Annotated in this window: 12 protein-coding genes; 7 read left to right on the top strand and 5 right to left on the bottom strand. The window is 63.6% G+C overall.

Annotation, left to right across the window (positions count from 1 at the left end):
* Window positions 1-25: 25 nt before the first annotated feature.
* The 4 genes from HW554_RS13135 (at window position 26) to HW554_RS13150 (ending at window position 4,909) form a co-directional block, all read left to right on the top strand.
* Window positions 26-925 carry a histone deacetylase family protein gene (locus tag HW554_RS13135; RefSeq protein ID WP_176909045.1) on the top strand — a complete coding sequence of 300 codons (900 nt, stop codon included), beginning with the start codon at window positions 26-28 and terminating at the stop codon, window positions 923-925.
* 24 nt (window positions 926-949) lie between these two features.
* Window positions 950-2,002 (top strand): J domain-containing protein, encoded by a 1,053-nt coding sequence (locus tag HW554_RS13140; protein WP_176909046.1) that lies wholly within the window; start codon window positions 950-952, stop codon window positions 2,000-2,002.
* 291 nt (window positions 2,003-2,293) lie between these two features.
* Entirely contained in the window at window positions 2,294-3,766 is a 1,473-nt protein-coding gene (locus tag HW554_RS13145; protein ID WP_176909047.1) for a flavin-containing monooxygenase, read from the top strand.
* Window positions 3,767-3,952: 186 nt separating this feature from the next.
* Window positions 3,953-4,909 (top strand): alpha/beta fold hydrolase, encoded by a 957-nt coding sequence (locus tag HW554_RS13150; protein ID WP_176909048.1) that lies wholly within the window; start codon window positions 3,953-3,955, stop codon window positions 4,907-4,909.
* Window positions 4,910-4,932: 23 nt separating this feature from the next.
* Here HW554_RS13150 and HW554_RS13155 read toward each other — a convergent pair whose 3' ends face one another.
* From HW554_RS13155 to HW554_RS13170, 4 genes are all read right to left on the bottom strand, one after another.
* Window positions 4,933-5,352, bottom strand: coding sequence for an EamA family transporter (locus HW554_RS13155; protein ID WP_176909049.1), 420 nt, complete (start codon window positions 5,350-5,352; stop codon window positions 4,933-4,935).
* Between the two features lie 134 nt (window positions 5,353-5,486).
* Window positions 5,487-6,230, bottom strand: a complete 744-nt coding sequence (locus HW554_RS13160; RefSeq protein ID WP_176909050.1) for a phosphatase PAP2 family protein — start codon at window positions 6,228-6,230, stop codon at window positions 5,487-5,489.
* 60 nt (window positions 6,231-6,290) lie between these two features.
* On the bottom strand, window positions 6,291-7,097 hold the full coding sequence (locus HW554_RS20985; protein WP_176909051.1) for a phosphatase PAP2 family protein: 807 nt from the start codon (window positions 7,095-7,097) through the stop codon (window positions 6,291-6,293).
* 189 nt (window positions 7,098-7,286) lie between these two features.
* Window positions 7,287-8,186, bottom strand: coding sequence for an alpha/beta hydrolase (locus HW554_RS13170; RefSeq protein ID WP_176909052.1), 900 nt, complete (start codon window positions 8,184-8,186; stop codon window positions 7,287-7,289).
* A 229-nt stretch (window positions 8,187-8,415) separates the two neighbouring features.
* On the opposite strand from HW554_RS13170, the gene HW554_RS13175 reads away from it, so the two are divergent.
* Complete coding sequence (locus HW554_RS13175) at window positions 8,416-8,889, top strand: hypothetical protein (protein WP_176909053.1); 474 nt, start codon at window positions 8,416-8,418, stop codon at window positions 8,887-8,889.
* An 82-nt stretch (window positions 8,890-8,971) separates the two neighbouring features.
* Window positions 8,972-10,690 carry a glucose-6-phosphate isomerase gene (locus HW554_RS13180; protein ID WP_176909054.1) on the top strand — a complete coding sequence of 573 codons (1,719 nt, stop codon included), beginning with the start codon at window positions 8,972-8,974 and terminating at the stop codon, window positions 10,688-10,690.
* Window positions 10,691-10,789: 99 nt separating this feature from the next.
* On the opposite strand, the gene HW554_RS13185 is transcribed toward HW554_RS13180, so the two are convergent.
* Window positions 10,790-11,293 (bottom strand): cupin domain-containing protein, encoded by a 504-nt coding sequence (locus tag HW554_RS13185; protein ID WP_176909055.1) that lies wholly within the window; start codon window positions 11,291-11,293, stop codon window positions 10,790-10,792.
* A 160-nt stretch (window positions 11,294-11,453) separates the two neighbouring features.
* Between HW554_RS13185 and HW554_RS13190 the strand changes: the two genes are divergently transcribed.
* Window positions 11,454-12,443 carry an MBL fold metallo-hydrolase gene (locus tag HW554_RS13190; RefSeq protein WP_176909056.1) on the top strand — a complete coding sequence of 330 codons (990 nt, stop codon included), beginning with the start codon at window positions 11,454-11,456 and terminating at the stop codon, window positions 12,441-12,443.
* Window positions 12,444-12,621: the final 178 nt, after the last annotated feature.

Below are 12,621 nucleotides of genomic sequence, written 5' to 3' on the forward strand. Positions count from 1 at the left end.
CCGCGGCCGGAACCAGTTATCCTGTATGCACCTCGCTACTTCCGACCGCTACACGCTGCCCCTGCCGGCCGGCCACCGCTTCCCGATTGCCAAATACGGCCTTATTCGGGAGCAGCTGCTGTGGCAGGGCATAGCCGCCGAAACCGATTTTTACGACCCCGGCTTCTGCGCCGAAGAAGACATTCTGCGCGTACACTCCCCCGATTACTGGCAGAAGGTGCGCGACCAGCAGCTGAGCGCGGCCGAGGTACGCCGCCTGGGCCTGCCGCAAAGCCCCGAGCTGACGCGCCGCTCGCTGAGCAGTGCGGCCGGTACGCTGGAGTCGGCGAAGTGGGCGTTGCAGGAGGGCGTGGCGCTGAGCCTGGCCGGGGGCACCCACCACGCCTTCCGCGACCGGGGCGAGGGGTTTTGCGTGCTCAACGACGTAGCCATTGCCGCCGCCCATCTGCTCCACCACCGGCTGGCCCGGCAGGTGCTGGTCATCGACCTCGATGTGCATCAGGGCGACGGCACGGCCAGCATTTTCCGGGATGAGCCGCGGGTGTTTACGTTTTCGATGCACGCCGGGGCCAACTACCCGCTGCGCAAAGAGCAGTCGGACCTCGACATAGCCCTGGACCTGGGCACCACCGACACCGAGTACCTGCGGACGCTAGCCGCCACGCTGCCCCGGCTGCTAGCCGAGGTGCAGCCCGATTTCATATTTTATCTGGCCGGCGTGGATGTGCTGGCCACCGACAAGCTCGGTAAGCTGGCACTCACTCCCGCCGGCTGCCGCCAGCGCGACGAGTACGTGCTCGGCCGCTGCTACCAGCATCACTTGCCTGTGGCCGTGAGCATGGGCGGCGGCTACTCCGAGCGGCTGGCCGACATCGTGGACGCACATTGCAACACGTTTCGGGTGGCGTATGAGCTATGGGGATGAGGCGGCGGAGGGATGACCGTATCTTTGCCCTGCTCACTCCACTACCCGCTCACTATGCACCTGCACAACCCCTACACCGATCTGCCCGCGGCCAACTCGCTGCCTGCTCTGGCTTCAGCGGCTGCGCCCGGTACGCCGGCGCAGCAGGCCTTTGCCGAGGCCGTGGCGCGGGTAGAAGGGCTGCGGCAGCGACTACGGGAGCTGAAGGAAGCACAGGCCGAGGCGCGCCGCCGCTACTGGCAGCAGGTAGGCCCGGCCGCCGAAACCGTAGTGCAGGCCCGGCAGGCGCTGTTTGCCCCCCTGGAAGAAGCCCTGCTATTGGGCTATTTCAGCCGCCTGGAGCAGCAGCAGATTACAGCCCTGCTGCTGGGTAACGCCCGCACCCTACAGGATCGGTTTGGGGAAGATGCCGCCGAAATGCTGCGCAAATACGCCCCGCGCCGCAGCGCCGCTGATGCGGACGAAGACGAGCAGCCGGCCCCGGCAGCAGACTTGCCGCCACCAGCCCCCGCAACCGGGCAGGCCCCACACGAGCAGGCCGCCGAAGCCGCCCGGGCCCGGCGCAAAACCAAGCAGCAACGTACCGAGGAAGCCGCCGCCCAGGCCGCACGTACCCAGGAGCAGGCGCTGCTGGCCAATACCAAAACCCTGTACCGCCAGCTGGCCCGCGCCCATCATCCCGACCTGAGCCGCGACGAAAGCACCCATGGGCAGCGCACCCAGCTTATGCAGCGCATTACGGAGGCCTACGAAGCCAACGACCTGTACACGCTGCTGCAACTGCTGGCCGAAACCGCCCCCGCCGACCAGACCGACGACACACTGCTGACGCGCTATACCCAGGCCCTACAGCAGCAGCAAACCGAGCTCAAACAACAGATTCAGGGGCTGCAATACGGCGAGAACGGCCTGGGTACTACCACCGGCAAAAAGCGCGAACAGGAAATCCGGCAGCTTAAGCGCCACCTAAAAGCAGAAGCCGAGTACTTGGCTCAGGTGCTGCGGCTGCTACAGGAGCCCGCCGGCCTGCGCCAGCTGCTGCGCGAGCTGGCCACCGAGGGCCACGACACAGTATAGACCCTAGGCTGCATAATAGTCTATTGGCCCGATGTAGGGGCGGGGCTTGCCCCCGCCCGCCGTTGAACGATTCGGTAGCGGATCGTCAAACGATTACCGTTGCAGCGGCGCGGACGGCGGGCGGGGGCAAGCCCCGCCCCTACAGCGTTCTGCGCAATTTGGGTTAGCTGCCAGAAGATCGAATCAACTCGCTTTCCTGCCTGAACACGACGGTAAGCAGGCCGGTTTATTTTTTCGGCTATTGAGCCCGCTGCCTGTCGAACAATAGAACAAGAGTTGAAAACAGCACTTATGACACCAGAAAACGAGCTGCTTGATGTGCTGATTGTGGGGGCCGGCCTTTCGGGCATTGGCGCGGCGCATGTGCTGCAGCGGCGCTGCCCCGGCAAAACCTACCAGATTTTGGAGGCGCGCCCGGCGTTGGGTGGCACCTGGGACCTGTTCCGCTATCCGGGAGTCCGCTCCGACTCCGACATGCACACGCTGGGCTACTCGTTCAGGCCCTGGACCAACCCCAAGGCCATTGCCGACGGGCCGGCCATCCTCGACTACCTGCACGCAACGGCCGAAGAGGCCGGTATTATCCGGCACATTCGGTTCGACCATAAAGTACTGAGCGCCACTTGGTCGAGTGCGGACGCCTGCTGGACCGTGGCAGTTGCGCACAACGGGCAGCAACTGCGCCTGAAGGCGCGGTTTCTGTATGCCTGCAGCGGCTACTACGATTACGAGCAGGCTTACCGGCCCGAATTTGCCGGCGAATCCGACTTTCGGGGCCGCATTGTGCAGCCCCAGTTCTGGCCCGAAAACCTGAACTACGACGGCCAGCAAGTGGTCGTGCTGGGCAGTGGGGCCACGGCCGTTACGCTGGTTCCTACCATGGCCGAATCGGCCGCTCACGTTACGATGCTGCAACGCTCACCCTCGTTTGTGGTCAGCCAGCCTTCTGAAGATGCGCTGGCCAACCGGCTCCGGCGGTGGCTGCCCGGCGGCCTCGCCCACCGGCTTACGCGCTGGAAAAACGTGCTGCTGGGCATTGTGCAGTATGCCATTGCCCGGGGGCGGCCCGCGCTGGTTAAGCGGCAGATCGTGCGCTTGGCGGCCCGCCAGCTCGGCCCCGATTACGACGTAGCCACCCATTTTACGCCGCGCTACAATCCCTGGGACCAGCGCATCTGTTTGGTACCCGACGGCGACTTGTTCCGGGCCATCCGCAAGGGACGGGCCGCGGTGGTTACCGACGAAATTGAGCGGTTTACGCCCAACGGCCTGCAGTTGAAATCGGGCCGGGAGCTGCCCGCCGATCTGGTGGTGCTGGCCACCGGGCTCAAAATCAAGCTGCTGGGCGGCATGCAGCTCACGGTTGACGGCCAGCCGGTGCGGCCATCGGAAACGCTTAGCTACCGGGGTATGATGCTGAGTGGCGTGCCCAACCTACTGATGGCGTTCGGCTACACCAACGCCTCCTGGACGCTTAAAGTAGACCTGACGGCCAACTACTTCTGCCGCCTGCTGCGCTACCTCGACCGCCACCAGCTGGCCATTGCCGTACCGCGCCGCCCCACCGACCTGCTGGCCCGGCCGCTGCTCGATTTCTCGTCGGGCTACGTGCAGCGGGCGGGTGGCGAGCTGCCCCGGCAAGGCTCCCGCCGCCCCTGGTTTGTCCATCAGAACTACCTCAAAGACCTACTAAATATCCGCTACACCCGCATCAACGACGGCACGCTGCAATTAGGACCAGCCGGACGAATGCCAGGTAGTTAGGGATTAGGGATTAGGGATTAGGGATTAGGGAAAGAACGTCATGCTGAGCGCAACGAAGTGGAGTCGAAGCATCTCTACCGCTTCGCTGAATGACTGCAACGAAGCGGTAGAGATGCTTCGGCTCCACTTCGTTGCGCTCAGCATGACGTTCACTTTAACTTTATAAACGGCTTCAAATTAAAGCACATGAAGTACCTCAAAACTACTGCCTACTCGATTCTGGCCTTGGGCGGCGCAACGCTGGGCGGGCTGGTGCTGTTCACGCATCGTACGGCTCGCAAGGTGCGGGCGGCGCTGCCACCCAGCGGCTCGTTCGTGGATTTACCCGGTGGGCGGCTGCACGTGCGCGAGCAGGGCACGGGGCCGGTGCTGCTGCTGGTGCATGGGCTGGGCGGCCAGATGGGCCAGTTCACGTACCAAGTGGTAGAAAAGCTGGCGGCCGATTACCGGGTGGTGGTGGTCGACAGGCCGGGCTCGGGCTACTCGCAGCGGCCCGCCAGCGCCGATTTGCTTAGCCAGGCCGACACGCTGGCGGCCCTGATTGACAAGCTAAACCTGGGCCGGCCGCTGGTAGTGGGCCACTCGCTGGGTGGGGCCGTGGCACTGGCCCTGGCCCTCAACCACCCCGGCCGCGTGGCGGGCCTGGCCCTGGTTGCGCCGCTGTCGGCGCTACCCGAAACGGTACCGCCCATGTTTCAGCGACTGATGATTCCGTCGCGTTGGCGGCGGCAGCTCGTAGCCTGGACGGTGGCCACGCCGCTTTCCATGCGCCGCAGCCCCCAGGTTATGAAGGCCCTGTTCGGGCCCGAAACCCCGCCCCACGACTACGCCACCAAAGCGGGCGGTATGCTCAGCCTGCAGCCCGCCCAGTTTCTGGCAACCATTGCCGATCTGGAAGCCCTGCCCACCTACCTGCCCACCCTCACGGCACGGCTGCCCGAGCTACGGCTGCCCGTGCGCGTGCTGTACGGCCGCCACGATGCTGTGCTCGACTGGACCACCAATGGGCGGGCACTGGTTGAACGGGTAGGCGACGCCACCCTGCAGCTGGTTGAAGGCGGCCACATGCTGCCCATTACCCAGCCCGATCTGGTAGCCCGTTTTATTCGTGGCGAAATGGTGGGGGAAGAAGTAACCGTCTAAACATCAAGTCTACGTAGCGGCCCTCACTGCCCCCAAATCAGCACCAGCGTACCGATGATTATCAGGCCCGCCCCGATGCCGGTGTGCAGAGTCAGCTTCTCTCCCAGAAACAGCACCGATAACCCGATAGCCAGCGCCACGCTCAGCTTATCGACCGGTGCAACCTGGGATACCTTGCCCAATTGCAGCGCCCGAAAATAGAACAGCCACGACAGCCCCGTTGCTACCCCCGAGAGCCCCAGAAACAGCCAGTTGGTGCGCGTGAGGCCGTAAATACCATCCAGGCCACCCCGAAAATATACGACACCCCAGGCCAGCACCAGCACTACGGCCGTGCGTACGGCCGTGGCCAGATTGGAGTCGACACCCCTGATACCGACTTTAGCCAGCACCGCCGTGAGGGCGGCAAACAGGGCTGAGAGAAGCGCGCAAATCCACCACATAAGCGAGCAGGTGAAAGGTGATGAGATAAGAACGACTCCCCCGAATGCTTCGGTAGCGCCTGCGGGGGCTGTTTAGGCTTGGCGAGACTCAACCCGGCACCGGAGAGCAAACTACAACCAGCCCGCCAGTAGCGTCAACGCAACGGCATACGCTCAATCCGCCCCCGCACCTGCCGCCACCACTCCCGAAGCTGGACCATATGGGGTGAGAAAAGCACGTGCAGGCTGGCCACCCACCCCACGGAGCAGAACCAGCCAGCCAACACATCGGACGAAAAGTGTACGCCCAGGTATAAGCGCGAGATGCCCACGCCCAGTGCGAACAGGATGCCCAGTGCCACGACCGGCCAACGCCACGGCGTACGCCACACCAGAAAGGCCACGGCGGCGGCCAGTGCCGCCGAGCCCATGGCGTGCCCGCTCGGAAAGCTGTAGAATCCTTCCGGTGCAATCGACTCCCAGAGGGCCGGGCGGGCCCGCCCGAACAGCAGCTTGGCCGTTATATTGAGCGCCATTGTCCCGCCCACCGCCAAAGCAAAAAACCAAGCCGCCGACCACTGCCGCCGCCACAGCAGCAGCCCCCCGATAGTCAGGCTCACACCGCTCATGATGGTGGTTCCGCCGGCGCGGGAAAAGAACAGCGCCAGCTGATCAGGGCCGGGGGCCTGGCGGGCGTGCAGCCATTCCAGTATAAGCCGGTCGCCGACGAAACCGCCGCTCTCCCAGATATCTTCGGCCACATTCACGAATAGCAGCCACGGTATGGCAACGCCCAGCAGCAACACCCCTACCAGGTGGCCATGGCCGCGCAGGCCCCGGTAAAGCGCGGCCAGCAACTCACGGGTAAACCGGTAAAGCACTGTCAGCAGCTGTTTCATGCAGACGAATAATGAGGCGGCTAAAGGCCCACCTTGCAGTGCGTAATAAGTAGCCGAGCACTATCGGCGGGGCCGCCACACCAGCCCCAGGCCCATGCCACCACCGGGCACATAGGTGGGCGAGAAGCTGGTTTCGCGCAGCAGCCGGGGCTGGCGGCCCCAGCGGTTGCGGTGCGTGAGATAAGCCAGGTGAGCCGATAAAATACCGAAGCCGGCCCCGGCTACCACGTCGCTCTGCCAGTGCTTGTCGTTGATCATGCGCAGGGCCGCCACGCTGGTGGCAATAGTATAAGCCCCCACGCCGTACCACTGGCTTTTGTCGCGAAACTCGGTGTGAACGATGCTGGCCGCCAGAAACGCCTGCGCCGTGTGCCCCGACGGAAACGAGAGATTATCGGAGCCGTTGGGCCGGGTTTCGCCACTCAGGCTTTTCACCGCAAAAACGCTGGCCAGCATAATGGCCTCGGCTTTGGCAATAACCAGCAGCGTATTGATGCGGTCGGAGCGCGACTCTACCCCTGCCAGCGCCACCAGGCCCAGTTCGGCATAGGGCGCAAGCAGCAGCGCGTCATCAAACCGGGTGCTTACCGGCCGAAACTGCTGCCGGACGAACGTGCGGGTTTCGCGGTTGATACCCGCGTTACCCTGCGCCGTAATGGCCCCGTAGGTGATAAGCAGCGCCGGCACAAGGCTGGCCCGCACCAGCTTGCCCTTGTACCAGGCCTTTTTGGCGGCTCCGGCCGGGGTCTGGTACTTGTTGAGAGTGGTATCAGCGGGGGTGGCCAGCGGCACCTGAGCCACGGCCGGCAGCGTGGCACTACCCAGGGAGATGACCAGCACCAGACGGAATAACAACGATTTAAGCACCGGATGGGAACAGCTAAGTGAATGAATAAAACCGAAGTGAGCCACTGAGGCTTTCCGGAAAGTCAATAGTCCTTTATGACTTCGGGCGCTTTCTAAAAGCCTCCAAGTAACAGGCAAAGTAGCCGACAATTCTGTTGAAAATCTGATGTTTTCCCTGCTTCCCGGCTTCTGCCCGGCGGGCGCACCAACTCAGTTCAGAAACGCTACGATGCGGTCCAACACGGCTGGTTCGCGCATTATGCGGTTGTGGCCCAGGCCGCTGGTAGCCCCAAACTCCAGATCGGGCCAGGCGGTGGCCAGTTCCCGGGCCTCGGCAAACGGGATGCTCTCGTCGTGTTCGTCGTGCAGCATCAGGGCCCGCCCTACCGGGAAAACTGGCCCGGCCTGCGTCAGGCTGAAGCTTTCGGCGTCGCGGCCGTGCTGTTCGCGAATGTAGCGGCCCATACAGGCCATTACGGCCGGCGGCAGGCCCAGCAGGTCGGCGAAGCGGCGGGCCACGGCGGGCGTGCTGGCGGGCACGGCCAGCAGCACCAGCCGCGGCAAGGTTGCAGTGGTATCAGTATTGAAACGGACCGGCCCGCCCACCACCGTAGCCCCACCCAGCGAGTGCGCCACCACGGCGTGTAGCGGGCCAAGCGTATCGGCCACGGCCTGCACGGCGCGCACGTAGGCCGGCAGCGTCAGGCGGAGGCCCGCCGAGGCACCGTGGCCCGGCGCATCGAAGGCCACCACCCGGTAGCCGGCCGCCACCAATGCCCTGACCAGCACCCCCCAGAAGCTGGCCCGGTGCTCCCAGCCATGCACCAGCAGCACCGTGCGCGCGCCGGTCGGGTTCCACTCGTAGGCAGCCAGCGCGCCGGTGGGGCCGGGCACTGCAAAGTCGTGGGCCTCAGCCAGAACGGCAGCTTCCCAGGCTTTTTCGGGCAGGCGGCGGGGTGTGGTAAATAGTCGCCAGGCCGAGCGAAAGGCCCATTCGGTGGACAGGGCGGCCTGCAGCCGGAACTGCAGGCGAAGCAGCACCAAGCTAAGCGGCTGAGCCGGAATAACGGATGCCTCGGCGGGCCGGACTGTGGTTGTGGGCGAAGTCATGGGTACAAATATCCGGCATTTCGCCGGGCAGGAGCAGTTACGTAGTTCGTCAGGAAAGTGCTGATTCACCCGCCCGGAAGAAAGGTCGTTGAGTATCAAAAGGTAACGGCCCCCTAGTTTTCTTATCACTGTCGTTGCGGAACAACTGCCTGTACCTTCCCGTTACCCGAGCCATACTTCTCCCCCACCTGCAACGGCCACTGCAACCGGGACCTGCTCTACCAGCCCCATGCTACTTCACCTGCACGATATCTGCCTTCAGTACGCCCCGAAGGCAGCGCTGGTGCGGCTGCAGTTCCATCGGGCCCCCGCCGATATGGTAGCGTTTCAGCGCAGTATGCAGGGTATTGCGCAACTGGTCGAGCAAAATACCGTGGCCGAGGGCCTTATCGACCTGCACGGCCTACCCGACCTCACCATCGCGCAGCAGTTGTGGATAGCCACGCACTGGCTGCCGCGGATAGCAGTGCCGGCAGTACAGCACGCCGCGTTTATCATCCCCAAAAACGGCCTCTACAACCAGATGACCGTTGAAGTGCTGCACCGGGCCGCACGGCACTTTATCAGTTGCGAGGTACAGTTTTTTCATATGCCGCACGCCGCCCTCGACTGGTTGCTCAGCTTCCACGACCCTACTGCCCAGCTCGCTTTGGAGCAGGAATGGGACGCGGCTTGGGCGGCCAGTGGCCGGCGCGTCGGGTAAGCGGGCTTCCATATCTTTGCCCGTTCCACGGCCAGCCGGTTGGTTGGCCGCCCTTGTTTTTGCTCGCTTAGTCTTTTTGCTGATGTCCTCTTCCTCCATTGCCTCCCAAACCCTGCAGCTCGGCTCCTACCAGTCCACCACCGACGCCCAGTTGGCCAAGTTTCAGGCGCAGAACTTCACTGCCGGCTTCTGGCAAAAACAGGCCGATTTATGGGTTTCCGATGCCGAGGGGCAGCAGAGCATCCGTAGTTTCATGGGCTGGCTGCGGGTGGTAGACGAGATGCTGCCCGCTGTGCCCGAAATCGAGGAGTTTGTGGCGGAAGTGAAGCAGGCCGGCTTCCGCCATGTGGTGGTAATGGGCATGGGCGGCAGCTCGATGACGCCTATCGTGCTGCGTCAGGCATTCGGGCAGCTGGCCGGCGGCCTGCCGCTGTCGGTGCTCGATACCACCAACCCCGGCTCAGTACGCGAGATTGAAGCGGCCGTGCCGCTGGCCGAAACCCTGTTCGTGGTGGCCTCCAAATCGGGTACCACGGCCGAGCCGCTGGCGTTCGGCGACTACTTCTATGCCCGAATGCAGGAGCTGAAGGGCGACAAGGCCGGCGAGAACTTCGTGGCCATCACCGACCCCGGCTCGCAGTTTGTAAAGCAGGCTACGGCCCAAAAGTACCGCCGTATCTTCCTCAACTTCGCCGACGTGGGCGGCCGGTTCTCGGCCCTCTCCTACTTCGGCCTGGTACCCGCTGCGCTGCTCGGTATCGATATTAAAACCCTGCTGGAGCGTGCCCAAACCATGATGCGGGCCTGCGGTGCCGAAGGCCCGACGGAAAACAACCCCGGCCTGGAGCTGGGTGCAGCCCTGGGCGTACTGGCCCAGCAGGGCCGCGATAAGCTGACGCTGGTGGTACCCGAAAACCTCTCGGACTTCGGGCTGTGGCTGGAGCAGCTCGTGGCCGAAAGCACCGGCAAGCAGGGCACCGGTATTCTGCCGCTGGCCGGCGACCCGCTCAGCGCCCCGGCCGTGTACGGCTCCGACCGGGTGTTTGTGTATGTGGGCTACGAAAGCCAGCCCGATGAAGAAAACCGTCAGAAGGTGGCCGCCCTGCAAGCCGCCGGCCACCCCATCATCACCATTCTGCTGCGCGATGCGCTGGATCTGGGGGCCGAGTTTTTCCGCTGGGAGGTGGCCACGGCCGTAGCCAGCGCGGTGCTGGGCATCAACCCCTTCGACCAGCCCAACGTGCAGGCCGCCAAAACTGCCACCAACCGCCTCATGGAAGTGGTGGAGCAGCAGGGCCAGCTGCCCCAGACCAGCGCCCCACTCGCCTCCGAAAACGGCCTCGACTATTACGCCAGCGGTAGCGGCAACAGTGCCGAAGCCGTGCTAAAGGCCTTTTTCGGGCAAACCAAACCCGGCGACTACCTCTGCGTGCAGGCATACCTGATGGAAACGCCGGCGCTGAATACCGAGCTCGATGCGCTACGAGCCCTTGTGCAGCAGCGCCTGCACCTGGCCACGGCGGCCGGCTACGGCCCGCGCTTTCTGCACTCCACCGGCCAGTACCACAAGGGCGGCCCCGATACTGGCCTGTTCCTGCAGCTCACCACCGACCACCCCCACGACCTGCCGCTGCCCGGCCGCCCCTACACCTTCGGCACCTTCCAAAACGCCCAGGCCGCCGGCGACCTGCAGGCCCTGCAGGACTACGGCCGCCGCACGCTACGGGTACACTTGGGCACCGGCAACTCTGAGGCTGGTGTGGCCGAGCTACTGAAGCAGCTGAAGCAGGTACTGGCCTAAGCAGCCTGCTGCTAGCACACAAAAGCGCCCCGGCTGTAGTAGCCGGGGCGCTTTTGTGTGCTGCCTTATTGGTTCGGGTAGCCGGCCGATGCCGTGGTTCTAGCGGTTAAAATCGTCCTGCACGCGCACGATGTCGTCCTCATCGGAGGGGTGGGCGGCATCGGTATGCTGCCAGATTTCGGCTACGATGCCCCAGCCGTTAAGGCCCACAAGGCGGTGCCGTTCGCCCTGCCGGAGCGTTATCTGCTCGCCGGCGCTGTGTGTTTTTAGCTCCCCTTCCTGGTCGGTGTCGCTGATGATGATGCCCACCGGGCCGCTGACGACGCGCCAGATTTCGGCCCGGCGGTGGTGGTACTGCCACGAAAGGCGCTGCTGCGGGGCTACCAGCAGAATTTTGGGGCTTAGCTGGCCGGCAATCCGCAGTTCGTCTACACCCAAGCCATCGAAATACTGGTCGGCAAATTGCTGGGCCTGACCTTCATCGAGCACGAAAAAGCCGCCCCAAGGTCGGTTCTGATCTTCGCGGTCAATGCGGAAACTCTGCTTCAGTAGCAATTGACGAGTTTGCTCGAAAAGAGCGGTTTTATCAGAGTTAGTGTCCATACAATACTGAAAAATGGCCGTTGGCGACCGAGTGAAAGCGCTAAATTAGCAGATTGTGTGATTTGAATCATTATGCTAGCTGGCTTACGGAGTTAGCAAGGCAAATCAAAATGGGGTCCGGCCGCGTACTATTTGCATCCTTCTACCTCACTGCCTTCTTATGAAACAAGTAGCTCCGGGCGTTCACCAGCTTACTATTCAACGCTTTGTTAACGTGTATTTCATTGAAACCGGCCGACCCGGCGAGTGGGTGCTGGTTGATACCGGCCTGCCGGGCTCGGCGCAGGCCATAGTAGCGGCCGCCGACGAACTGTTTTATCCTGGCACTCATCCCGAGGCCATCATCCTCACCCATGGCCACCTCGACCATGCCGGCTCGGCGCAGGCGCTGGCCGAGCACTGGAAGGTACCGGTACTGGCACACCAGCTAGAGCTGCCCTTCCTTACGGCCCGGGCCGTGTATCCGCCCGCCGACCCAACGGTGGCCGGCGGTGGCTCGCTGGCCTTCGTGGCCCGGTTTTTCCCGCCCCAGTCATTTCAGCTCTCCGACTACGTGCAACAACTGCCCGCCAACGACCTCGACCCGCCATTTCTGCCCGACTGGCAGTGGCACCACGTACCCGGCCATGCTCCGGGCCAGGTTGCGCTGTTCCGCGAGAAGGACCGGACACTACTGGGGGCCGACGCCTTTGCTACCTGCAACCACGAGTCGGTGCCGGCGGTGTTGCTGCAGTTGGAAGCCGTTAGCATCGCGGGGGCGCCGTTCAATTACGACTGGCAGCAGGTGGGCGAATCTATCCGGCAACTGGCCGACCTGCGCCCCGAGGCCATTGGCTGCGGCCACGGTCCGGCCATGCCGGGGCCCGGCGCGGGCGCAGGCCTGCGCAAACTGGCTGACGAGTTCCGCATACCCGCCCACGGCCGCTACGTGCAGCACCCCGCCCGCCTCGATGCCAACGGTATAGCTTACCTGCCCCCAGCACCCCACGACCCTATTCGGACTAAGTTTGGCTTGGCGGCCGCGGCCCTGGGGGGGCTGGTTGGGGCAGCCTGGCTCGTGAAATCGTACCAGAAAAAGAAGCAGAACCAGTACCCACGCCCCAAATCCGGTGAACCCAAGCACTTCCGCACCGAGGAGGTAGCCCGTTGAACACTGGGCTACCGGCGCTTGCCAGCCAGCCTTCGCGTTCTGTGATAGGCTAACAGACCTGCCATCAACGGAAACCGGCACCTCCGCAATCTGCTATTTCCCTCAGGTAATCAGCAGATTGCGGAGGTGCCGGTTTGCATTCGACTTATTTTAGCTGATAGCCTCGACGTAATGCGGG

Source organism: Hymenobacter lapidiphilus, assembly GCF_013377885.1.
Lineage (GTDB): Bacteria > Bacteroidota > Bacteroidia > Cytophagales > Hymenobacteraceae > Hymenobacter > Hymenobacter lapidiphilus.